We start from the raw sequence: 23,479 nt of genomic DNA, 5'->3' as shown, positions 1-23,479 counted from the left end.
AAAACATGGTAAATTCATATGTAGAGGAGGATATATATGACCAAAAAAAGAGTAGTAGTAACAGGCTTGGGTACTATTAGCCCATTAGGAAATACAATTGATCAATTATGGACAAACTTAATTGAAGGTAACTCTGGTATTGACTATATTACAAAAGTAAATAAAGATGATTTTCCAGCAAAAGTTGCTGCGGAAGTAAAAGATTGGGATCCTGCCCAGTATATTGATAAAAAAGATGCAAAGAGAATGGATCCATTTACACAATATGCAGTTGCTGCCGCGAAAATAGCAGTAGCAGATGCAAAACTAGAAATTAATGACGAAAATGCATCACGAGTAGGTGTGTGGGTTGGTTCTGGTATTGGAGGTTTGGCAACTTATGAAGAGCAATTTAAGAAGTTTAACGAAAAAGGCTATCGCCGTGTAAGTCCATTTTTTGTACCAATGCTAATACCTGATATGGCTGCCGGTCAAATTTCCATTCAACTAGGAGCAAAAGGGATTAATTCTTGTACGGTTACTGCGTGTGCGACCGGAACAAATTCAATTGGTGATGCTTTTAAAGTAATTGAACGTGGAGATGCAGATTGTATGATTACAGGTGGTGCTGAAGCGCCATTAACCAATATGGCAGTCGCTGGGTTCTCAACTGCTAAAGCTTTATCCTTTAATGATGATCCTAAAACAGCAAGCCGTCCATTTGACAAAAACCGTGATGGCTTTGTTATGGGAGAAGGAGCTGGCATTTTAGTATTAGAATCATTAGAATCAGCACAAGCAAGAGGAGCAACCATTTATGCGGAAATCGTAGGCTATGGTTCTGCAGCAGATGCTTACCATATCACAGCACCTGCACCAGAAGGAGAAGGTGCTGCAAGAGCTATGCGTCAAGCGCTTGAAGATGCTGAAATTGAAGTGACTGAAATTGACTATATTAATGCGCATGGAACAAGTACACCTCTTAATGACTCTTTTGAGACAAAGTCGGTGAAAACGGTGTTTGGTGATCATGCATACGATCTTTCTATGTCATCTACGAAGTCAATGACTGGTCATTTATTAGGTGCTGCTGGTGCGGTGGAGGCCATTGCATGTATTAAATCAATAACTGATAGCATTGTTCCACCTACAATAAATTATGAAACAGAAGATCCAGATTGTGATTTGAATTATGTTCCAAATGAAGCTAAGAAAATGAATGTTTCTTATGCGTTAAGTAATTCCCTAGGATTCGGTGGACATAATGCAACCTTAATCTTTAAAAAATATGAATAATGATAGAAAGAGTTGTCTAATCAAAAGGCAGCTCTTTTTATATGAGATTTTTAATGCGTTTTTTAAATTATTTATCTTGCTTAAGGTATTCTTTTTCATATTCTTCATACAATTTAATATAGGACAAGCTTGAAAAAGGGGAATGGTGATGATTTATATATGCATGTTTTTAGTTGGATTTGGACTAACTGTAGCAGGAAGCGTCACCATAATCCTATACTTGAATTTAATTCCAGCAGGTTTGACTTGGATGGAGTATTTTTATTTTATCTTATCAAGAAATGAATGTTACCTTTTATTAATAGGAATTTTAATTATTTCTGTCACAATACCAAAGTTGTCGCATATAGTAAAATGAATAAAAAATCGTGAGTTGGCCATACTGAATGCTAAATAAAACGTAACCCTCTTAGTCAAATAATATAGGTGCAATTTAGTTTGATGAATGGAAGTGAGGTAGTACATATATGCAGTATTTACATGATGTATGGGTAAATTGGTTTGAAGGGGAAGAAAATGGCTACAATGTTTGTGCGTTTCATGAATGGCGTAAATATGATGGTATTGAAATTTTAGATCAAGTTCCAGTTAATTATGTTAATCCAGAACTTTTTAATCAAATTGAAAATGATTTAACAGATCTACCGAAAAAATTACTCGAACAAATAAAAAACCGGACGTACCTTCGGAAAAATCAAGATAGAATCCCAGTCGAATATGCAACTATTGTAACAGATGGCAAAGCTGCATTAGCTTTTGATACGATGGGATATCAGATACCAATTAGAAAGAGTCGTTTAATACCTAGACAAGAAAGACTAGTGTTCGATTTAGTTAAAGAATATAAAGACTATCAATTTGTTTTAGAAAACGAATCAATAGAGAAAGCCTATCATATTCTATCATTACCTCCAGAGGTGATGGTGGGATTAACAAGAAGAGAAAGACACTTGAAACAATTATTAATGATGATGCTCGACCAACTAAAACAAACAGAAAATCCACAAGAGGTAAAGTATTGGTTAACAGAATGGGCGCCGAATCAATATCGGTCCATTAGAAAATTAACCTTCTCAGAGGCATGGAATCAACTATATTACTCACTTCTGAAAGGTTGGTCTGCACAACACGAAAATATATGTAAAAAAATGGTTAAAGGTCAACCGTTTTTTGAACAAATGTGGGAATTAGAAAGAGACAATGGCTATAAGCACACGTATAAACGAATATTATAAAAAAGTCATTCCCAAATAGTTAGGGAATGACTTTTCACATGGTTATTTTTTCTTTTTTACTCGACCTAATCCCATTGCTTTTTTTGCTTTAGCTAATGTTTTATTCGCTTTAAAAGCTGCTTTGTCCGCACCGTGATCTAAAATATCATCCAATTCAGGTGATTGAATGAGTTCGTGGTAGCGTTTTTGAACAGGTTCTAATAATTCAAGTAAGACTTGGGCCGTTTCTTTCTTAAATGTACCATAACCGGCATTTTTGTATTTTTGTTCTAACGTTTCAATACTTTCTCCAGTACAACTTGCATGAATCGTTAATAAGTTACTAATTCCCGGTTTATTTTCTTTATCATATGTAACAATACCTTCGGAATCAGTCACAGCACTCTTTATTTTCTTCTCAATTTGCTTTGGTTCGTCTAATATAAAAATAGAAGCCTTTTGGTTTTCATCAGACTTACTCATTTTTTTTGTAGGTTCTTGTAATGACATTATTCGTGCACCAACTTTTGGCACACTAATTTCAGGGATAGTAAAAATGTCATTATATTTATTATTAAAACGTTGTGCTAATGTTTTTGTTAACTCTAAATGCTGTTTTTGATCTTCACCTACCGGAACAATATCAGTATTATAAAGCAAGATATCTGATGCCATAAGAGGTGGATAAGTTAAAAGTGCAGAAGATACAGCTTCTTTACCTGTTGATTTATCTTTAAACTGTGTCATTCGTTCGAGTTCACCAATATAACTTATCGTTTGCATCATCCACCCTAATTGCGTGTGTGCAGGTACTTCCGATTGAATAAATAAGGTAGATTTGTCTGGATCGATACCAACAGCCAGATAAAGCGCAGCAAGTGAACGAATATGGTTACGCAATTTCAATCGTTCTTGTGGCACTGTAATTGCATGCTCATCTACGATACAAAAATAACAATCATGATCGTTTTGAAGGTCAACAAAATGCTTTAATGCTCCTAAATAGTTCCCAAGTGTTAAAGAGCCACTTGGCTGAATACCTGAAAAAATTGTTTTCATGTGTCATCATCATCCTCTTTATTGTATAATTTGTTCCAACTAACTAGATATGAGCTAAAAATAAAAAAACATATTCCAAAAGAAAGGGACGATAATATCGTGGTGCCACCCTTCTTATCTCAGGAATATGAGATCACTCAATTACAGTTAACGCCTGTTATACGGTAGTTTTTTTAACTACGACTCCTAAGCCCCAATTTCATTATTCCTTGGTATCTGCTCTCAGCAATACAGATTCTCTTATAAACCAGAGGGAATAAATCCTAAGCCTAATCAACGTCAAAATATTTATTTAAATTATAATAAAATCATTATTGACATGCAACCTCTATACGTAATAAAAAATCAATAGAAGCAGCATGACACAAGCAAGTGTAACTGCTTGAAACCGAAAGAATGGCACTAGAGTAATATTGATACGCTCAGAAGGCAATGGTTTGTCTTCCCATTCAATCTTGTTGATTCTTCTAAAGATACTCCCTCCTACTTTCTGGAAACCGTATGTAAGGCCATCAAAAAAACCACCTTTAACAGTTATCAATATTAACCAGAGAGAGATATACAATATGACAAGATAGAAAAGCGTGTTTATTATATGTAATAATACAATACTGTTGTTAATTATTGCTGAGAGCGCAAATACCAAGACAAGCTGAATGAAAATAAGAAATAGTTGTCTATTTAATTGTCGCAAATACTCACGTCCTTTATCCGATTAACTAGAGAGTAGTATAGCATAAAGCAGATAACAAATCATAGAACGATTGATAAGAGTAACTCTTGTGTAAAACAATCAAATTAAATAGGTAATTAGAACTAATTTTGAATAAAAAATTAACACTATATAGTACTTTAGACCTGTTTGTTTAAAACTTATATAAAAAAATAATGCAAAATTGTTAGAAAAATTGTATAATTCTTTTTGTGGATACTATATCTGCAAAATATTTAGAAAATTAAAAACTTAGGGGAGGTCATTATTACAATGAGAAAGTCAAATTGGCTATTACTGGTTTTCGGACTAGTGTTAACACTGTTCCTAGCTGCTTGTGGTGATGATACATCATCAGATGATGGTGAAGGTACAGAAGGTGGTGCACCAGAACAAGTATTAAATATACTAGAAAGTGCACAAATTCCTACAATGGACTCATCACAAGCTACTGATGCTGTTGCATTTCAATTTTTAGGTGAAACAATGGAAGGGCTGTATCGTTTAGATGAAAATGCTCAACCACAACCAGCTATCGCAGCAGGTGAGCCTGAAATTAGTGAAGATGGAACAGAGTGGACAATCCAACTACGTGATGACGCTGTCTGGTCAAACGGTGATCCTGTCACAGCGCATGATTTCGTGTTTGCTTGGAGACGTGCAGTAGATCCAGCTACTGGTTCCGAATATGGTCCGTTTATGATGAACGGCGTGTTAAAAAACGCAGAAGCAATTAATAATAATAAAGCGGATGTAGAAGAACTCGGTGTAGAGGCTGTTAGTGACACAGAGTTACACATCACACTTGAAAAACCAATACCATATTTCCATAGTCTTTTAACTTTCGGTACATTCTTACCACTTAATGAAGCGTTTGTTACTGAAAAAGGTGAAGAATATGCGTTGAATTCTGATAATCTACTTTACAATGGTCCTTTTGTATTAATAGAGTGGGATCCAACTGGTGAAAACCCTGAACAATGGACACTTGTGAAAAATGAAGATTATTGGGATGCAGAGAAAGTTCAATTAGAAAAAATTAATGTAAGTGTTGTAAAAGAAAGAAGTACAGCAGTTAACTTATATAATACTGGCGAAGTAGATCGCGCTGGTTTGTCAGCTGAATATGTTGAAAAATATGCAGGTACAGAAGATTATAAAACATTGGCTGAGCCAACATTGTTCTATTTAAAGCTTAACCAAGCGAATGAAGCGCTTGCAAATAAAAATGTACGTAAAGCGATTGCGATGTCAATTGGTAAACAAGATCTAGTTGATGTAATTTTAGCAAATGGATCTATTCCTGCTACTGGCGCAGTTCCAGAAAACTTCACATCTCACCCAGAAACTGGGGAAGATTTCCGTGAAATTAATGGTGATCTAATTACTGAAGATAAAGAAGCTGCCAAAGAATTTTGGGCTAAAGGCTTAGAAGAACTAGGTGTAGATTCTGTAGAGTTAGGTTATCTTGGTGGTGACAGTGATGTTGCACAAGAAATGGACGCTTATATTAAAGACCAACTAGAAGAGACTTTAGAAGGTCTTACAGTAGAAGTTGTATCTGTACCATTTGAAGAGCGTATTTCACGTAATGAGAAAGGTGAATATGATATTCAAAACTCTGGTTGGGGTCCTGACTACTTAGATCCAAATACATGGTTAGAAATGTGGACATCTACTTCACCATATATGACAAATAATTATGATAGTGAAGAATATGATACCCTAATTTCTGAAGCTAACAATGAACTTTTGACGGAACCAGTTAAACGTTACGAAAACTTCCTAAAAGCAGAAAAAGTGTTAATGGAAGATGCTGGAATTGCTCCGTTGTATCAACGTTCTCGTGCATACTTATGGAGACCGTCTGTAAAAGGTGTTATCTTCAACCCAATGGGTGCTGACTTCACGTATAAACATGCATACATTGAAGAGTAGATAGAAGCTAATTGGGGCCAGGATTGGATCTTGGTAAGAGAGTGTACTGCCTTATCGGGCATATACTCTCTTTTTCCATTTGTGTGTAATTTTAGAATTGTTTGAACATTTATGTCGAATGTTGAGACATCAATGAATAGGAGGGTTATTTTAATGGCTAAATATATATTAAAGCGTATAGGATATATGCTTATCACGTTATTTATCATTGCCACATTTTCATTTATCCTCATGAAAATGCTTCCCGGATCTCCTCTAACTGCTGAAGAAAAGGTTACTGAAGCTCAGCGAGAAATTATTTTAGAAAAGTATGGATTGAATGATCCTATTCCAGTCCAATATGTACGATATCTCGGGAATTTGGCACAAGGGGATTTAGGTGTTTCATTTCAAATGAAAAATCAATCTGTAACAGATATACTGATGAGCAGGGCACCAGTTTCAGCAGAGTTAGGTTTTTGGGCTTTAATTGTTGGTACATCCTTAGGAATGTTACTTGGCTTAATTGCTGCAATTAGACAAAACTCCTGGATGGACTATGGGTCTAATATAATTTCTGTCATAGGTATATCGATTCCTTCCTTTATTTTTGCTGGCTTAATGCAGTTTTATATTGGAGTGGAATTAGAATTGCTACCAATAGCATTCTGGGGTACACCGCAGCAAGCAATAATGCCTGTCATTGCTTTAGCTATTTTCCCAATGGCAATCTCCGCGCGTTTCCTACGTACGGAAATGATTGAGGTATTAGGATCTGATTATATTGTAACTGCAAAAGCAAAGGGTGTGTCAAAATTCGCAATTATTTTTAAGCATGGATTGCGAAATGCGTTAATTCCATTAATTACTGTAATGGGTCCAATGGCTGTTAGTTTAATGACAGGTACATTGGTTATTGAAAAAATATTCTCCATTCCTGGAATTGGAGAACAATTTGTTAATTCTGTAACAACAAATGATTTTTCAATTATAATGGGAACAACACTATTCTTTGCCTTTTTATTCATTGTAATTATTCTAATTATCGATATCCTCTATGGTATTATTGATCCAAGGATTCGACTAGCGGGAGGTAAAGATTGATGGATAAAGAGAATGTAAAAAAAGATCTATTTGTCCCAGCGCAAAAAGACGAAGAAAAAAGCGAACAAATAAATAGACCAAGTCTTTCCTTCTGGCAAGATGCATGGATTCGTCTTCGTAAAAATGGTGGAGCAATATTTGGAATGGTAACATTAGTCCTTTTAACGTTGCTTGCAATATTTGCCCCCATGTTAACAAGTCATGGATTAGATGATCAAGATTTAGGTCTATCACGTATGCCACCGAAAGTACAAGGTTTAGAAAACTTTCAATGGCTTGGTCTAGATGGTAAAAAATCAGAAACATTTGAAGCTGATTCGGTGGAGGAAGCAAAAGATTTAGCTCTTGCTCGTTTTTCACAAGATGACTTTTCTTACATCGAATTTGATGTAAAAGCTGAGGGTGATGGTTCTGAAGATTCAGCAGAAGTAAAAGCTTACTACGATCCTTATGCGGATAAACAAGTCGAAGAATATTTCTGGTTTGGTACTGATACATTAGGACGTGACTTATTTACAAGAGTGTGGATTGGTACGCGTATATCTTTAATGATTGCATTAATTGCAGCTTTAATTGATATGTTAGTCGGTGTAGCTTATGGTGGTATTTCAGGATATTTTGGTGGACGAGTAGATAACATCATGCAGCGTATTATTGAAGTGTTAGTGGGTATACCGAACTTGGTTGTTGTTATTTTAATGATTATGATTCTGGATCCAGGAATAACTGCAATTATTATCGCACTAACCATTACTGGTTGGACTGGTATGGCAAGGATTGTACGTGGGCAAGTATTAAAATTAAAGAATCAAGAGTTTGTTCTTGCATCACAAACACTAGGTTCATCAAATACAAGAATATTAACGAAACATTTAATTCCAAATACAGTTGGAATGATTATCATTAATACAATGTTTACCATTCCAAATGCAATATTTTTTGAAGCTTTTCTAAGTTTTATTGGATTGGGGCTTCAAGCACCTGACGCATCTCTTGGTACATTAATTAACGATGGGTTTAAAGCTTTACAGATTAACCCGCATATTATGATATTCCCGGCAATTGTTATGTCATTAATTATGATCGGTTTTAATATCTTAGCGGATGGTCTTCGTGATGCATTAGATCCAAAAATGCGCGAATAGGGGGTAGATACGAGATGGAAAACATATTAGAAGTTAATAATTTACAGGTTTCCTTTGATACGTATGGAGGAGAAGTGCAAGCTGTTCGCGGTGTATCTTTTAACTTGAAAAAAGGTGAGACACTGGCGATTGTAGGTGAATCTGGTTCAGGTAAATCAGTAACAACTAGAGCATTAGCACGTCTTATTCCATCCCCTCCTGGGCGTATTAAAGAAGGTGAAATTTTATTTGATGGAAAAGATTTAGCTAAATTAAGTGATAAACAAATGCAAGCTATTAGAGGTAAAGATATTTCAACTATTTTTCAAGATCCAATGACATCGCTGAATCCAACGATGAAAATTGGTACTCAAATTATGGAAGGCTTAATCAAGCACCAAAAAATGAGTAAATCACAAGCGAAGGAACGTACCATTGAGTTATTGGAGTTGGTAGGCCTTCCAAATCCGAGTGAGCGTGTTGATCAATATCCACACCAATTTTCAGGTGGGCAACGCCAACGAATTGTGATTGCTATAGCATTAGCTTGTAATCCGAAAATCTTAATTGCAGATGAACCAACAACAGCTTTAGATGTTACAATTCAAGCACAAATATTGGAGTTAATGAAAGACATCCAAAAGAAAACAGACAGCTCCATTATTTTTATTACACATGATCTTGGTGTTGTAGCGAATGTAGCAGACCGTGTTGCAGTAATGTATGCAGGAAAAATTGTAGAGATTGGTACCGCGGATGAGATTTTTTACAATCCGAAACACCCGTATACATGGGGATTGATCGGTTCGATGCCTACGCTCGACAATACAGAAGAAAGCCTAGTAGCTATTCCTGGATCACCTCCAGATATGCTTAATCCACCCAAGGGTGATGCATTTGCACCTCGGAATGACTTTGCATTAGAAATTGATCGTGAAATGGAGCCACCAATGTTTAAAGTATCTGATACACATTATGCAGCTACATGGTTATTGCATGAATACGCACCACATGTAGAGCCTCCAGAAGCGGTTAAACGCCGAATGAAAGGTTTTGCAAGTACAGGTGCTGCTTCAAATGGGGAAGGTGACCAATCATGAATCAAGAAAAATTATTAGAAGTTAAAAATTTAAAACAGTATTTTAAAACTGGTCGACATAGTGTCGTTAAAGCCGTAGATGGTATTTCCTTTGATATCTATAAAGGTGAAACATTCGGTTTAGTTGGTGAGTCAGGTTGTGGGAAGTCAACAACAGGGCGTAGCATCATTCGTTTATATGATGCAACCGATGGTCAGGTGAAATTTGCTGGTGAAGACGTGCATGGAAAGAAATCAAAAGCTAAGTTAAAAGAGTTTAACCAAAAAATGCAAATGATTTTTCAAGACCCATATGCTTCTTTGAACCCACGTATGACAGTAATGGATATTATTGCAGAGGGATTAGATATACATGGACTTGTTAAAAATCCAAAAGAACGAAAAGCACGTGTCCATGATTTATTAGAGCGTGTTGGTTTAAATAAAGAACATGCAAATCGCTATCCGCATGAATTTAGTGGAGGACAACGTCAACGTATTGGTATCGCTCGTGCTCTAGCAGTTGATCCTGAGTTTATTATTGCGGATGAACCGATTTCTGCCTTAGATGTATCCATTCAAGCACAGGTGGTTAATTTATTGAAAGAATTGCAAAAAGAGCATGGTTACACTTATTTATTTATTGCACATGATCTTTCAATGGTTAAATACATCAGTGATCGAATTGGCGTTATGTATTTTGGGAAAATGGTAGAATTAGCTGATAGTGATGAATTATATAAAAATCCGTTACATCCATATACCAAATCATTATTATCTGCAATCCCATTACCAGATCCAGATTACGAAAGAAATCGTATCCGTACAGAATACAATCCAGCCGACCATGATACATCAGAGACACCTAAATTCAGAGAAGTTCGTCCAAATCACTGGGTGCTATGTACAACAAAAGAATTTGAAGCCTATAAAAAACAGGTGAAGAATTAAAAAACAAAGCTTTGCATCACATGTGATGCAAAGCTTTGTTTTTGTTTATATGGAAGAGGAATGAAAAGAGAGATAAAAAAATGTAAAACAACGTATGAATTTGTCACAATCTCCTATATAATATAAAGTGTAAGATAAGTTTTATAACATTAGGGGAGTTTGATTACATGAATAAAAAGCAACTTAAGATCTCAATTCTGATGAGCATTTTGTTTCTTAGCACTATTTTTCCAACATTCGTGTTTGCTGATGAAAATCAAGAGCAACTAACAGCTAATATACATAGTGGTAACAAGATTAATCTGAAAGCTTATGATGTAAATCGACAATTTGCTCGCTTTATATATGATTCAGGCTTAACTTTTTCTTATCCAGATGCTGTTCGTGGTATCTATGTTACAGGACACTCAGCAGGAGGTAGTCGATTTGAAAAATTACTCAGTCTAATAGAGCGTACGGAGTTGAATACTATGGTTATTGACATAAAAGATGATCATGGAAATTTAACGTTTAAACCAGATGAAGAATCTCCTTATTATGATATTGCAAAAAATTATATTAAAGATCCAAGGAAAATGCTTGAAGTATTAGAAGAGAATCAAATTTATCCTATAGCTAGAATTGTTGTTTTTAAAGATACTGTATTAGCAAAAAAACGTCCAGATTTATCATTCACTGAAAATGGTAAAGTATGGTCTAACGGTAAAGGCGAATCTTTTGTTAGTCCTTTCCAAAAGGAAGTTTGGGAATATAACGTGGATATAGCTAAAATGGCTGTGAAATTAGGATTTCAAGACATACAATTCGATTATGTTAGATTTCCAGAAGGATTCGAGAGAAGAGATGATCAATTAAATTATACACTCGGTGACTATGAAGATTTAGATATGAACGCTATTAAAAAGCGTGTTCAAGCTGTTACTGACTTTGTTAGTTATGCTAAAGAAGCATTACATACTTATGGTGTAGATGTCTCTGTTGATATATTTGGCTATGCAGCTACGATAGAAGAGACTCCAGGGATTGGACAAAACTTTTCTAAGATTTCATCCAATGTGGATGTAATTTCTTCTATGATTTATCCAAGTCATTGGACACCATATTTCGGGATAGATTTCCCCGACAAAGAGCCATATAAATTAGTTACAGCATATAGTAAATTAGAAAATGAAGTATTAGGAGCTCTTGAAGATCCACCAATATCACGACCATGGATACAAGATTTTGAAGCACCTTGGTTATATAGTGGTGCAACGAAACAATATGGAGTGCAAGAAGTTGAAGCGCAAATTCGCGCGTTAAATGAAAATAATATTAGCGAATTCTTGCTTTGGAATGCAGGAAACACCTATACAGAAGGTGTAGACTATACACCATTGAATTAGAAGAAAAACTCCCTTTCGAGCGTGAAAGGGAGTTTTTTTAACTATAGATGAATAAAATAGTGTTAAAACAAAAATATAAGGGTATATAAAGGTATAATCAGCTCTAAGCTATTTAACAAATAACATTGCATTAGTTATACTAATATAGGTAGATGCGCTTGTTATTTACTTACAAGGAAAAATAAACTAAAGGGAGTAGATCCATGAATTGGTATAAAAAGTTAAATGAGTACTTTCCAATTGAAGAAATGAAATCAAAAGAACATATGGAAATGCTCTTAAAAGAGAAAAGTGATGTGTACTATAAAGATGAAGGGCGTCATCACGTCCTAATGTATGCGGCGTTTGATACATTCCTTTTTATTGATTATCTTTATGTTTCTTCACAATCTAGAGGTCAGGGACTCGGACACCAATTAATAGAAAAATTAAAACAAAAAGAAAAGCCAATTATTCTTGAAGTAGAACCGATTGATTATCAAGATACAGATTCTCAGAAACGCTTGCGCTTTTATCAAAGAGAAGGATTTACGCATGCACAATCTATTGGGTATAGTCGTCGTTCATTAGCAACGAATGAAGAAAGTCAGTTAGAAATCTTATATTGGTCGCCAAATGATGAAGATGAAGAAACTATTTATAAACAAATGCGTAAAATGTATGAAGATATTCATACGTATAAGGATGAAGAGATTTACGGGCAAGCATATCAATCTGCTGAAGAAGTGCTGTCATATGATGAAGAACGAGAAGCAGATGATATTTTTAATACATTGAAGGAAAAAGCTTAATATGAATTTGGAAACCATGATATTCAAATAAAGACATGGTTTCTTTTTTTTACTATTTCCTGTATGGAGTTGTAAGTACATTGAAAAATATTTCTTATCAAAAAAGGTTTAGTTTTGATTCTCATGTGGAATATACTCAATAACTAAGTTATACAAAATAAATTGTGTAATTTCTAAGTAAAATTACTTTACAATATATCGAAATATTGACAGTTGTAGTATACTTAATAGTAGGTTATTTATTTAAAGTAATTTTAATTTAATAATCTTTAAATTAAAGGAAAATAAATATTTTGAGGAGTGAAGTAACATGGTAACACTTTATACCTCACCAAGCTGTACATCTTGTCGGAAAGCAAAAGCATGGTTAGAAACGCATGATATTCCATTCGTAGAAAGAAATATCTTCTCCGATACACTGACTTTGGATGAGATTAAAGAAATCTTTAGAATGACGGAAGACGGGACAGAGGAAATTATCTCAACAAGATCAAAAGTTTTCCAAAAATTAAGCGTCGATTTTGATCAAATGCCTTTAAAAGATTTGTTTGATTTAATTCAAGAAAATCCTGCTATTCTAAGACGTCCAATTCTTATTGATGAAAAACGTCTGCAAGTTGGTTACAATGAAGATGAAATCAGAAGGTTTCTACCTAGGAAAGTACGTACATTATACTTACGTGAAGCACAACGTATGGTTAATTAATAAGGAGACGCAGATCTATTCTATGGTCTGCGTTTTTCTGTGAAGAATTTGATGTGGTGATTATATAAGGCTCTATACTAAATGTGGTGGTACACCTTGATCTATCAAGGCTTCCATGGAAGCAAAAAAACACACGCATTCCCCTCTCTTTTGTTACCCTAAAGTTGTAGACAAAAAGGAAAAGGAGAGGGAAAGCGTGCAAACCAATTTTATCATAGAAATGTTAGGGATTAAAGACAAGCATATAGATATTTGGGATATGCGTAGTGAATCAGATGCCTTTTATGTAAATTTAATTACAGCGGTTAAGAAACAACAATGCCCGATCTGTAAAAAGAAAACAAAGCGTGTTCATAATTATCGTACTCAGCATATTCAAGGACCTATTATTTCAAATAAACCAGTGAAAATTTCTTTAACAAAGCGACGTTATTTATGTACACATTGCCATCATACATTCTACGAAAAACTTGACATGGTGGAAAGATATCAACGAAGTACACGGTCCATTCAAACAACTGCGCTAACATATACGGCAGTAGGATCTTTTACAACCGCTGCGCAGTTGAGTGGTATGAGTACGAATCGAATCATGCGTATGTATGACCAAAAAGAAATACATACGAAAAAGATACTACCACGTGCCATAGCGATCGATGAGTTTAAAGGGGATGCTGGAGGCGAAAGATTTCAGACGGTCATTGCGGATGTGGAGAATAAAAAGATTGCAGATGTATTACCAGATAGAAAAGTAGATACAATCAAGAGCTACTTACAATCGTGTGATACGAGTCTTGTTCAAATCGTAGTCATGGATTTATCCAAGTCATTCAAACACGCCGTGCGTCATGCGTTAGGAGATCCGTTAATTATCGCTGACCGTTTTCACTTTATGCGCCAAGTGTATTGGGCACTAGATGAAGTAAGGCGTGAAGTGCAACGAACGTTAGATAAGAAGGCTCGCATTCGTATGAAACGAAGTAAAAAATTACTTTGGAAGTCCAGCTATAAATTGACCGAAGAAGAACAAGAAAAAGTAAAGCAATTACTCAAAATAGATGTCCGATTAGATGAAGCATACCAATTGAAGAACAAGCTTGATCAGTGGTTTAAAGAAAGTGATGAAAAGACTGCCAAAGAAGGATTAGAGACATGTCTGAAAGAAATGAGGATGTCAAATATTGAATCCTTTCACAAGGTCGTGAAGACATTTAAACGTTGGAAACAAGAGATCCTTCAATCTTTTATGTACCCCTTTAATAATGGATACATCGAGGGTGTGAACAACACGATAAAAGTGACGAAACGCATGTCTTATGGAATTAAGAGTTTTGAGCGTTTGAAAAAGAAAATACTATGGCGACAAGAGATAAGAAAAGTTTTATTATAAAAGCGCCTTAGCAGAGGAAATATGCGAGACTCCTGCGGGAACAGCACGCGTCCGAAGATCCACTTGGTAAAGTGAATTTCTTTACCAAGTTAGCTTCGGCCGTGCCCGCGGAAAGCGAGTGTATTTCCCCTGCGGTTTAGGTACAAGCATTGCTTATAATAAACTTTTTATAAAAGAGATGGTGGAGTGAGAACCACACCACCACATTTGACAGAGAACTTATATGTTGCGTACTTACTTGCAAAAGGGCCTTTCTTATATATCAATTAAAATATGTATTTAAATCATGATTAAAGTTCTTTTTTCGTGAATAAAGCTAACCATGAGATTCTTGTCATACACTATCAAAGTGGATAAATTTTCTTTTAACAGACATTTATTTTTGCTATACTTTTGATAATGTGAGATAAGGTGGTGTATGATATGAAAGAAGAAGAAGTAATTAAACTATTGCGATATTATCGTCATGATTGGATGAATGATTTACAAATTATAATGGGTTATGCACAAATGGGAAAATTAGATAAAGTACAAGAAAAGATAGATCTTGCTGTGACGCAAGCAGAAGAAGACCGAAAACTGCAAAGTATCCCACTACCGAAAACTGCATTACAGCTGCTACAGTTGAAATGGTATTATCAAAATTTCCAAATTAATTATTGGATTAGTGTAGATAATAATATTTGTATTGACGATCAGAAAATAGCTTTTCAATTGGATCAATTGATGAATTATTTTGTTGATCACAGTATGAAAACAACGCTTTATCGTGGTACAATAAAACTTCATCAAAAGAAAGAGAATCAATTACAAGTAATCTTTTTTATTACTGGTGAGTTTCAAAATATAGAAAGTCTATTAAAGAAAATAACTGACATAGATCAGTCAATGGAAATACAATATGAAACAGAAGCAAGTTCGCATAAAGATCAAGAAATGCATTTAATGTGGACAGTGAATTGAAGAGGTGACAAGTATGTTTGTCGATCAGGTAAAAGTATATGTTAAAGCCGGAGACGGTGGTAATGGCTTAGTGGCATTTCGCCGAGAAATATATGTACCTATGGGAGGACCAGCAGGTGGCGATGGTGGCGACGGTGCAGATATTGTTTTTGAAGTAGACGAAGGATTAAATACACTAATGGACTTTAGATATCAGCGTCACTTTAAGGCAAAGCGTGGAGAGAATGGAATGAGTAAAGGGCAGCACGGGAAAAATGCTGCACCGATGGTATTAGCTGTACCACCAGGTACAACTGTAAAAGATGAGCAGACGGGAGAAATTCTTGCAGATCTAACAGAACATGGACAGCGAGGAGTAATTGCCAAAGGTGGCCGAGGAGGTCGAGGCAATATTCGTTTTGCTACACCACGAAATCCTGCTCCTGAGTTAGCGGAAAATGGGGAGCCTGGTGTTGAACGCGATATTATTATCGAATTAAAATTATTAGCTGATGTTGGATTAGTTGGTTTTCCAAGTGTAGGGAAATCCACCTTATTATCCGTTGTAAGTGCTGCAAAGCCAAAAATTGCAGATTATCATTTTACTACATTAGCTCCAAACCTCGGTGTGGTGGATACTGGAGATAATAGAAGCTTTGTCATGGCAGACTTACCAGGCCTGATTGAAGGTGCCAGTGAAGGTGTTGGTTTGGGCTATCAATTTTTAAGGCACGTGGAACGCACAAGGGTTGTAGTACATGTGATTGACATGGCTGCAACAGAAGGACGTGATCCATATGAAGATTTTGTTACGATAAATGCGGAACTTCGTGAATATGATGAAACACTACTAGAACGTCCGCAAATAATTGTAGCAAATAAAATGGATATGCCAGATGCAAAAGAAAACTTAGAAATTTTTAAAGAGCAATTAACTGAAGATTATCCGATTTATCCAATTTCTACAATAACAAAAGAGGGTGTGCGTGACTTATTATTTGCAATTGCAAATAAATTAGATGAAACACCTAAATTTACAAAAGATGTTGAAGATGCACCTAAGCGAGTTGTCTATCGTCATCAAGAGGAACCCGAACCATTTAAAATTAGTCGTGATCCAGATGGTGCATTCGTGTTAACTGGAGAAAAAATCGAAAAATTATTTAAGATGACTGATTTTTCAAGAGATGAATCTGTACAACGATTTGCGCGTCAACTTCGTGGGATGGGTGTGGATGATGCACTTCGTAAAAAAGGAGCCGAAGATGGTGATATCGTTAGATTAATGGATTATGAATTTGAATTCATTGAGTAAAAACAGGCCGGTAAACAGCTATCATGATTTCGGGCTGAATAGTAAAGGGGATTATTTGACATGTCAGAAAAAGAAGATACCTTTTATTTAATTCGAAGTGATTTTCTCCCAGAATCGATGCGAAAGACCATTGAGGCAAAAGAGTTACTGGATAGAGGGAAAGTAAATTCTGTCTTTGAAGCTGTTAAACAGGTCGAATTATCAAGAAGTGCTTTTTATAAGTATCGTGATGCAGTATTTCCTTTTAAAACAGTCATTCAGGAGCGCATCATTACTTTATTTATTCATTTAGAAGATCGTGCTGGGGCGTTATCAAAATTGTTAACTACAGTTGCCCAAGCAGGTGGGAATATACTTACGATTCACCAAACCATTCCAATTCAATACAAAGCAAATGTGACACTTTCTTTAAATGTGGAGCAGATGAAAATCCCAATTGAACAACTAATGGCGAATGTAAAAGAACTTTCATTTATAGAAAAAGTTGAAATAGTAAGTTCTGGCGGTTAAGGGAGGATAGCAATGGCAACAAGAATTGGGTATTTAGGACCAAGGGGTACATTTACAAAAGCAGCGGTAGATGCCATTTTTAATGGAGAAGATAAACAAAGTTATCGAACAATTCCAGAATGTATTGACGCAGTAAAACAAGGGCATGTCACATTTGGCGTGCTCCCTTTAGAAAATGCACTAGAGGGAACAGTCAATCTCACAATAGATTATTTAATTCAATATAAAATGTTAAAGATAGTAAGTGAAGTTGTTGTTCCTATTCGCCAACACTTGATGGTACATAGACGAAATACAACAAGTTGGAAGGATGTTACTACCGTTTATTCTCATCCTCATGCACTTGCACAATGCCATCGTTTTTTACATAACGGAATGAAACATGTAAAGGCAGAAACATTTACTTCAACAGGTGCAGCGGCAAAATATGTAAGTGAACATCCTGAGCTTCCTATTGGGGCTATTGCGAATGAGTTAGCAGCAAAAGAATATGATTTAGAAATTGTAGAGAAGAATATTCATGACTTTTCTAATAATCATACTAGGTTTGTTGTGTTACACAATAACGATAGGGAATTATTATCAAAAAGACTGGAAGAAACGGGATATAAAACAACACTAATGATTGCATTACCAACAGATCATGCAGGTGCATTACATCAAGTCTTATCTGCTTTTGCTTGGCGGAATATTAACTTATCTAAGATAGAATCAAGACCAATGAAAACAGGATTGGGTAATTATTATTTTTTAATAGATATTGAACAAAAAATGGATGATATTTTAATTCCAAATACGATATTAGAACTAGAAGCGCTAGGTTGCTCAGTTGAAGTGTTAGGAAGCTATCCATACTATTTGTGTGAAAATGAGTAATTTTAGATGCGGTTATGAATGAAATGGTTTATGATATAAAAATGATATAAGTAAAAAAGATGAACTTGGGACAAAACTAAATAGTGATTATCAAAAAACGAACCTTAATTCTGAATAAACGAATTAAGGTTCGTTAATTTAAGTGGAATTAATGATTAGCTGTGGAAATATGCGACACTCCTCGAAAATAAAAAGCAATTTTCTTCGTGCGATGTATCGCTGCCGAAGCATTCCTTGTCCTGCAGGAACAGCACGAGCTGAAGATCCACTCCTTTTACTTAAAGGAATGTTAGACTAAGATCGTCACGTCCTGTGACAACGTCTAACTGACCCACTTCATGTGGCCCCGAAGCCGTGCCTGCGGAAAGGGAGCTTATTTCCACAGCGGTGTTCGTTTTGTTGCATATAATTAATTGTTCGTGTTTAAAAAAGAGAAATGTTGTTTTGTCCCAGTCTCTGTTTTTTAAAGAAACATAATAACTTGTTGTCAGGGTTAATGAACATACTTTTTAAATAAAGTTATATTTATTAATATTTCTTATGTTTTTTTTCTTACAATACCAATCACTAATAACAAAAGTGACAAAATTGTCTGCATGAATAGTGCGTAAAAAGGAGAAATGTTGGCAGACCAGTCACTATAATCACTGAAACTAGACCAACCCCATAAACTAATGAGCACAATAAAAATGCCGATCGGAAAGACTATTGGTCCATAGCTAGACAGGTCTAATATTTGAGCAGTAGTCAGTACGGTTGCATAATAAAATACGGCTGTTTTTATAAATTGACCTGCTACCCACATGGCGGTCACAACTGATTCTATATGTTCAAAGAAATCAGCAATACTAATGTATCTTGCTGCACTCATTAGAGGATATATATAATTTGTTATTGTTCTACCAAATAGAAATAAAATAACAAGATTTGTTATAACCATTGTGATCATCACAGCAAATACGGAAATCATACTCCATTTTCTACCCTTTTTAATATCACTCAAGAAAGGGAGTAAGAAAGAAATTAAAAAGAATTCGCCGAACCATGCTTGTGGACTAGAAGCTCCCATAATGGAAGGTTTGATCCCATTTTCAAAGAGGGGAAATATATAGCTAAGTTCTAGTTCGGGGAGTAAAAAAAGTAGTAAAAGGATTAAAGAAATGATAAAGATAGGAACAAAAATTTGAGCTGTTCTTCCTATGACTTCTACTCCTCCACGCACAGCGAAACCACTCACAAGTATCATTGTAATGATCACTATAAAGAGTGGGGTTTTAGGAAGAAGTGCTCCCACAATAAACTCTCCATACCCGCGCATAATATCACCAGTAGCTATTAAAAGATAAAATAAGTAAAAAAGACCAAGAATCTTTCCGGGAATGCGACCAATAATTTGCTCACTGCACTGAATAATATTCTGTTTTGGATAAAGTGTGTGTAAGTGATAAACGATATATACTGTCAAAAAACCGCTTAAAGAAGCCCATAACGGCGAGACCCATAAATCATTCATTGCGTATTTGGCTATCGTACTTGGTAAAGAAAGAATAGCAGTTGCTAATATTACAGGATACATCATAATCGCCATCTGAAAGGCGGAAATCTTTCCTTTTTCAAGCATGTTATTTACCTACCTTATTTGAGAATCACGCTTTAGGTTACCCTTTTAATATGATTTCATGCGACTTTACATACTCTTTTTTCACTTAAGGAAGGTCTAAATAATAAAATAACTGTTTGGATGAAGGATAGCTATCCAAACAGTTATCTTTTAGTTTAACAAAATATCACATGCATTTTAATTGTTGTTAATAATTATACCCAGTTTTTTAAGTTGCTGATAAGCCGCATCTAGTTGTTCTTCACGATCTGCTTCGATTGTATGCAAGTGAACCCCATCAGTTAATTGTAGTAAGTATGGTGCATTTGTTTTTTTAACCCGTTCAATAAACTGTTTTACCTCTTGTCTATTACTAACCATAATAGATGCTTCTAAATCTCCATATACTGGGTGCTCTATGATTACATTTTTGACTGTTACCCCTTGGTCAACGATACAGTCTAACTCCTCTTTCGTTTGTGATCTGCTATGATTACAAGCAATGATTCGTTGAACCTTTTTTCTGTCTGATACTTGTTCTAGATACACATAGCCTTGACTAGTTGCCATAATTGGTTCTTGTTTCGCTTTTAATAACGATATATCTTGGACAATTACTTGTCTGCTAACACCAGCCTTTTCTGCTAAAGCTGACCCCGTAATCGGTTTCTTTCCTTCCTTTAACCAAGCTAACAGGTGTGCGCGTCGTTCTTTACCGATTAATTTTTTTGTTGATGCCATCGTACCGATTCCTTTCTATATCACATACCACTTATTAATCATATTTTCGCATACTTGAACTGCTTTTGCTAGGTCATTTTCTGTGGTAGTCTTCCCAAGAGATAAACGAATAAATCGTTTTGCTTTATCCGCTTTGTAACCTAATGCAAGCATCGTACTGTTTGGCTCTTGATTATCCACCGTACAAGCACTGCCTGTTGAAATTGCAATACCGGCTTGATTAAACTGAAGCATGGCATAGTCACCAGGAATATCATCCAAAACCATCCCAATGATAGAGGGGAGTTGTTTATTAAAAGTTAACATCTCAACAGGTAGTTTTCGAGCCAATAGTTGCTTCTCAAATGTTCGTCTTAAACTGTACATATTGGTTAACTGTTCTGTTTGATTAGCAATAACTTTTTTAGCAGCTGTCACAAAAGACGCAATTGCAGGGACATCAAGTGTACCAGAATCAATTTCTTCTTTTGTTGGATGTAGATCTTTGTGTACATACAATGCTCCAATCCCTTTGGGACCATAAATTTTGTGACTAGATAATGCATAGCTATCTACTGGTAATGATTTAAGATTAATTGCTAATTTTCCAAATGCTTGTATACCGTCGCAATGAAATAGAATTTGTTTTTCTTTTAATAGATTACTAATCTGTTGAATCGGTTGAATTGTACCGATTTCTGAGTTTACATGTTGGACGATTACCAAGACAGTGTCTATTCGAATCAATTGCTTTAATTGGTTCAAATCAACCATACCATCGGATGTGATTGGTAAATAAGTAATTTCATAAGATTGATTCACTTCTAAACGATTCAAATGGGTAGTGATTGATTTATGTTCTAATGAACTAACTATAATATGTTTTCCTTTGTTCTTCTGTTTTTTAAGTAATAAATCGATGGCAAGTTGATTAGCATGTGTTCCTCCTTTTGTAAAATGGATTGTTTGGGGATTGACATGAAGAAGTTCTGCTAATTGTTGTTGACTATATGTAACAATATCATTAGCTATTGTACCGATGTCATGTAAACTAAATGCGTTTCCATATGCTTGTTGGGCGATTTCTTGGTATACCGAGATAGCTTCATTGGACATGGGAGTTGTTGCAGCATAATCTAAATAAATCATTTTTATATCTCCTATCTTCAACTTGTATTAATATTATTTTAAATTAAGTATTGCCATGTGTAAATATATATGTAAAGATATGTGTAAAGACATTAGGGGGTGAAACAAAATAAACAAAGAAGAGCGAGTTATTATTATTGGTAATGGGATAAGTGCTAGTGTTGTAGCTATGGAACTCTGTAAGCATAAAGAGGTAATCATGATAACAAAGGGGTTAGAAAGTAATAATACCGTTCGAGCACAAGGAGGTATTGCTACGGTTATTAATGAAAATGACCAGTGGCAATATCATTATGAAGATACATTGCGAGCCGGTTATCATACGAATCACTCGGAAGCAGTTAAATTATTAGTGAGAAAAGGTTCTAATTATATAAAAGACTGGATAAATAATGACTTTCCTTTTGACCGAAATCATAAAGGGGAATTACTTATCGGTAAGGAAGGAGCACATACACATCATCGTATCCTTCACGCTGGAGGTGATAAGACAGGTGAAATTATACTATTATTTTTACACAAGCAAATTCTGGGAAATGTAAGGTTTATTTCAAATCAAACGGTGACTCAATTAATTGTAGAGAATCGTAAATGTATTGGAGTAGAAATGATAGATCATACAGGACACGTGTCAACTATGTATGCAGACGACGTTGTTTTAGCAACTGGTGGATGTGGTGGATTATTTGAAGTAACTTCTAATCATCCATCTATCATGGGAGAAGGTCTTTCCTTAGCATATCACGCGGGAGCGACTTTAAGCGATCTAGAATTTATTCAATTTCACCCTACATTACTTTGGGAAAATGGTTATACATTTGGATTGGTTTCAGAAGCTGTAAGGGGGGAAGGGGCGCAATTAGTATTAGGAAATGGAGAGCGTGTAATGAAAGATAAACACGTGTTAGAAGATTTAGCCCCTAGAGATGTGGTTTCTAGAAACATAGAAAAAACAAGAAGAGCTGGTTATGATGTATTTTTAGATGTTTCAATGATTAAAGACTTTCAAAAAAAATTTCCTACTATCACAAATCTATGTGAAAAAGCTAACGTAGATTTAACAAAGGGGTTAATCCCAGTAGCTCCAGGTGCGCATTTTATTATGGGAGGCGTTGTAACGGATCTACAAGGACGTACGGAAGTTGACCAATTATATGCTTTAGGTGAAGTAGCATATACAGGTGTTCATGGTGCAAATCGGTTAGCGAGTAATTCATTATTAGAAGCGCTTGTTTTTGGGAAGCAAGTAGCAATAACAATAAAAGATTCCCCTTCACGAAAAAAGAGGAATAATCAGAGAGGCCAAACAAATTTTATCCATTCAACTAAACAAATAAATTTACCATCGTTACAAATGTTACGTAAAAAAATGAATAAATATGTAGGGATTTATCGAGAGGGCTTTGGATTAAGCAAAATGAAGCAATGGCTAGAAAGTTTTAGTTTGCATCAACCTATTGATAGCATTCCACCTTCACAAAAAGCACTTTATCACCAAACGATGGCAGCTTGGCTTATTGTCACATCTGCAATAGCGAGAACAGAGAGTAGAGGCGCGCATTATCGACATGATTATCCAACATGTAAAGAGGGTTTACAAGATTATCATATAAATCGAAGAAAACAAATTCGCGAGCAACAAATGATATCTGGAGGATAAT

The 23,479-nt window shown here is 35.3% G+C and carries 21 protein-coding genes and 1 other annotated feature; of the genes, 16 read left to right on the top strand and 5 right to left on the bottom strand.

The features are described 5' to 3' along the window. The first annotated feature begins 36 nt into the window (after window positions 1-36). Complete coding sequence (gene fabF, locus BN1058_RS06110) at window positions 37-1,275, top strand: beta-ketoacyl-ACP synthase II (protein WP_090854360.1); 1,239 nt, start codon at window positions 37-39, stop codon at window positions 1,273-1,275. A 467-nt stretch (window positions 1,276-1,742) separates the two neighbouring features. Further along, window positions 1,743-2,510: a DUF3603 family protein gene (locus BN1058_RS06100; RefSeq protein ID WP_090854354.1), complete on the top strand. Its 768-nt coding sequence runs from the start codon at window positions 1,743-1,745 to the stop codon at window positions 2,508-2,510. A 42-nt stretch (window positions 2,511-2,552) separates the two neighbouring features. Here BN1058_RS06100 and trpS read toward each other — a convergent pair whose 3' ends face one another. Beyond that, window positions 2,553-3,548: a tryptophan--tRNA ligase gene (gene trpS / locus BN1058_RS06095; protein ID WP_090854351.1), complete on the bottom strand. Its 996-nt coding sequence runs from the start codon at window positions 3,546-3,548 to the stop codon at window positions 2,553-2,555. Between the two features lie 81 nt (window positions 3,549-3,629). Next, window positions 3,630-3,834: a binding site (T-box leader), on the bottom strand. Window positions 3,835-3,876: 42 nt separating this feature from the next. Continuing rightward, window positions 3,877-4,194 carry a DUF3899 domain-containing protein gene (locus tag BN1058_RS14600; RefSeq protein WP_369688251.1) on the bottom strand — a complete coding sequence of 106 codons (318 nt, stop codon included), beginning with the start codon at window positions 4,192-4,194 and terminating at the stop codon, window positions 3,877-3,879. Between the two features lie 339 nt (window positions 4,195-4,533). Between BN1058_RS14600 and BN1058_RS06085 the strand changes: the two genes are divergently transcribed. The 13 genes from BN1058_RS06085 to pheA all read left to right on the top strand — a co-directional run bounded on the left by BN1058_RS06085 (window position 4,534) and on the right by pheA (window position 18,349). Continuing rightward, window positions 4,534-6,198 carry a peptide ABC transporter substrate-binding protein gene (locus BN1058_RS06085; protein ID WP_090854345.1) on the top strand — a complete coding sequence of 555 codons (1,665 nt, stop codon included), beginning with the start codon at window positions 4,534-4,536 and terminating at the stop codon, window positions 6,196-6,198. Between the two features lie 153 nt (window positions 6,199-6,351). Then, complete coding sequence (gene opp3b / locus BN1058_RS06080; protein WP_090854342.1) at window positions 6,352-7,281, top strand: oligopeptide ABC transporter permease; 930 nt, start codon at window positions 6,352-6,354, stop codon at window positions 7,279-7,281. Continuing rightward, window positions 7,281-8,426 (top strand): oligopeptide ABC transporter permease, encoded by a 1,146-nt coding sequence (opp3C, locus tag BN1058_RS06075; protein ID WP_090854339.1) that lies wholly within the window; start codon window positions 7,281-7,283, stop codon window positions 8,424-8,426. Before opp3b ends, opp3C begins: the two co-directional genes overlap by 1 nt. Window positions 8,427-8,440: 14 nt before the next feature. Then, a complete protein-coding gene (locus BN1058_RS06070) occupies window positions 8,441-9,505 on the top strand; it encodes an ABC transporter ATP-binding protein (RefSeq protein WP_090854336.1) in 1,065 nt (354 codons plus the stop codon). Further along, window positions 9,502-10,434 (top strand): ABC transporter ATP-binding protein, encoded by a 933-nt coding sequence (locus BN1058_RS06065; protein ID WP_090854333.1) that lies wholly within the window; start codon window positions 9,502-9,504, stop codon window positions 10,432-10,434. The genes BN1058_RS06070 and BN1058_RS06065 overlap by 4 nt, the downstream gene beginning before the upstream one ends. A 167-nt stretch (window positions 10,435-10,601) precedes the next feature. Then, on the top strand, window positions 10,602-11,819 hold the full coding sequence (locus BN1058_RS06060) for a putative glycoside hydrolase (RefSeq protein ID WP_090854328.1): 1,218 nt from the start codon (window positions 10,602-10,604) through the stop codon (window positions 11,817-11,819). A gap of 203 nt (window positions 11,820-12,022) precedes the next feature. Next, on the top strand, window positions 12,023-12,610 hold the full coding sequence (locus tag BN1058_RS06055; RefSeq protein ID WP_090854325.1) for a GNAT family N-acetyltransferase: 588 nt from the start codon (window positions 12,023-12,025) through the stop codon (window positions 12,608-12,610). 310 nt (window positions 12,611-12,920) lie between these two features. Further along, window positions 12,921-13,316, top strand: a complete 396-nt coding sequence (gene spxA, locus BN1058_RS06050; RefSeq protein WP_090854322.1) for a transcriptional regulator SpxA — start codon at window positions 12,921-12,923, stop codon at window positions 13,314-13,316. A 196-nt stretch (window positions 13,317-13,512) separates the two neighbouring features. Next, window positions 13,513-14,706 carry an ISL3 family transposase gene (locus BN1058_RS06045; RefSeq protein ID WP_090854319.1) on the top strand — a complete coding sequence of 398 codons (1,194 nt, stop codon included), beginning with the start codon at window positions 13,513-13,515 and terminating at the stop codon, window positions 14,704-14,706. A gap of 423 nt (window positions 14,707-15,129) precedes the next feature. Then, window positions 15,130-15,669, top strand: coding sequence for a Spo0B domain-containing protein (locus BN1058_RS06040; protein WP_090854316.1), 540 nt, complete (start codon window positions 15,130-15,132; stop codon window positions 15,667-15,669). Window positions 15,670-15,682: 13 nt separating this feature from the next. Further along, on the top strand, window positions 15,683-16,963 hold the full coding sequence (obgE, locus tag BN1058_RS06035) for a GTPase ObgE (protein ID WP_090854313.1): 1,281 nt from the start codon (window positions 15,683-15,685) through the stop codon (window positions 16,961-16,963). Between the two features lie 60 nt (window positions 16,964-17,023). Then, window positions 17,024-17,473, top strand: coding sequence for an ACT domain-containing protein (locus BN1058_RS06030; RefSeq protein WP_090854310.1), 450 nt, complete (start codon window positions 17,024-17,026; stop codon window positions 17,471-17,473). A gap of 12 nt (window positions 17,474-17,485) precedes the next feature. Next, complete coding sequence (pheA, locus tag BN1058_RS06025) at window positions 17,486-18,349, top strand: prephenate dehydratase (RefSeq protein WP_090854308.1); 864 nt, start codon at window positions 17,486-17,488, stop codon at window positions 18,347-18,349. A 538-nt stretch (window positions 18,350-18,887) separates the two neighbouring features. On the opposite strand, the gene BN1058_RS06020 is transcribed toward pheA, so the two are convergent. The 3 genes from BN1058_RS06020 to BN1058_RS06010 form a co-directional block, all read right to left on the bottom strand. Next, window positions 18,888-19,970 (bottom strand): GerAB/ArcD/ProY family transporter, encoded by a 1,083-nt coding sequence (locus BN1058_RS06020; protein WP_090854305.1) that lies wholly within the window; start codon window positions 19,968-19,970, stop codon window positions 18,888-18,890. Between the two features lie 177 nt (window positions 19,971-20,147). Then, window positions 20,148-20,690, bottom strand: coding sequence for a transcription repressor NadR (locus tag BN1058_RS06015; protein WP_090854301.1), 543 nt, complete (start codon window positions 20,688-20,690; stop codon window positions 20,148-20,150). 15 nt (window positions 20,691-20,705) lie between these two features. Then, on the bottom strand, window positions 20,706-21,818 hold the full coding sequence (locus tag BN1058_RS06010) for an IscS subfamily cysteine desulfurase (RefSeq protein WP_090854298.1): 1,113 nt from the start codon (window positions 21,816-21,818) through the stop codon (window positions 20,706-20,708). A 109-nt stretch (window positions 21,819-21,927) separates the two neighbouring features. Here BN1058_RS06010 and nadB point away from each other — a divergent pair, with 109 nt between their 5' ends. After that, on the top strand, window positions 21,928-23,478 hold the full coding sequence (gene nadB, locus BN1058_RS06005) for an L-aspartate oxidase (RefSeq protein ID WP_090854295.1): 1,551 nt from the start codon (window positions 21,928-21,930) through the stop codon (window positions 23,476-23,478). The last annotated feature ends 1 nt before the right edge of the window (window position 23,479 follow it).

Origin of the sequence: Paraliobacillus sp. PM-2 (assembly GCF_001368815.1) — a bacterium.
In the GTDB taxonomy this organism is placed as follows: domain Bacteria; phylum Bacillota; class Bacilli; order Bacillales; family Amphibacillaceae; genus Paraliobacillus.
The sequence above is the reverse complement of the archived record's forward strand: the minus strand, read 5'-3'. Positions and strand labels throughout refer to the sequence as shown.

What these genes read in the sequence shown, in the direction of transcription:
- BN1058_RS06100 (WP_090854354.1), top strand. Translation starts at nt 1,743, where the DNA reads ATGCAGTATTTACATGATGTATGGGTAAATTGGTTTGAAGGGGAAGAA.
- trpS (WP_090854351.1), bottom strand. Translation starts at nt 3,548, where the DNA reads ATGAAAACAATTTTTTCAGGTATTCAGCCAAGTGGCTCTTTAACACTT.
- pheA (WP_090854308.1), top strand. Translation starts at nt 17,486, where the DNA reads ATGGCAACAAGAATTGGGTATTTAGGACCAAGGGGTACATTTACAAAA.
- opp3b (WP_090854342.1), top strand. Translation starts at nt 6,352, where the DNA reads ATGGCTAAATATATATTAAAGCGTATAGGATATATGCTTATCACGTTA.
- BN1058_RS06085 (WP_090854345.1), top strand. Translation starts at nt 4,534, where the DNA reads ATGAGAAAGTCAAATTGGCTATTACTGGTTTTCGGACTAGTGTTAACA.
- BN1058_RS06070 (WP_090854336.1), top strand. Translation starts at nt 8,441, where the DNA reads ATGGAAAACATATTAGAAGTTAATAATTTACAGGTTTCCTTTGATACG.
- BN1058_RS06030 (WP_090854310.1), top strand. Translation starts at nt 17,024, where the DNA reads ATGTCAGAAAAAGAAGATACCTTTTATTTAATTCGAAGTGATTTTCTC.
- fabF (WP_090854360.1), top strand. Translation starts at nt 37, where the DNA reads ATGACCAAAAAAAGAGTAGTAGTAACAGGCTTGGGTACTATTAGCCCA.
- spxA (WP_090854322.1), top strand. Translation starts at nt 12,921, where the DNA reads ATGGTAACACTTTATACCTCACCAAGCTGTACATCTTGTCGGAAAGCA.
- BN1058_RS06060 (WP_090854328.1), top strand. Translation starts at nt 10,602, where the DNA reads ATGAATAAAAAGCAACTTAAGATCTCAATTCTGATGAGCATTTTGTTT.
- obgE (WP_090854313.1), top strand. Translation starts at nt 15,683, where the DNA reads ATGTTTGTCGATCAGGTAAAAGTATATGTTAAAGCCGGAGACGGTGGT.
- BN1058_RS06015 (WP_090854301.1), bottom strand. Translation starts at nt 20,690, where the DNA reads ATGGCATCAACAAAAAAATTAATCGGTAAAGAACGACGCGCACACCTG.
- BN1058_RS06065 (WP_090854333.1), top strand. Translation starts at nt 9,502, where the DNA reads ATGAATCAAGAAAAATTATTAGAAGTTAAAAATTTAAAACAGTATTTT.
- BN1058_RS06020 (WP_090854305.1), bottom strand. Translation starts at nt 19,970, where the DNA reads ATGCTTGAAAAAGGAAAGATTTCCGCCTTTCAGATGGCGATTATGATG.
- BN1058_RS06010 (WP_090854298.1), bottom strand. Translation starts at nt 21,818, where the DNA reads ATGATTTATTTAGATTATGCTGCAACAACTCCCATGTCCAATGAAGCT.
- BN1058_RS06055 (WP_090854325.1), top strand. Translation starts at nt 12,023, where the DNA reads ATGAATTGGTATAAAAAGTTAAATGAGTACTTTCCAATTGAAGAAATG.
- BN1058_RS06040 (WP_090854316.1), top strand. Translation starts at nt 15,130, where the DNA reads ATGAAAGAAGAAGAAGTAATTAAACTATTGCGATATTATCGTCATGAT.
- opp3C (WP_090854339.1), top strand. Translation starts at nt 7,281, where the DNA reads ATGGATAAAGAGAATGTAAAAAAAGATCTATTTGTCCCAGCGCAAAAA.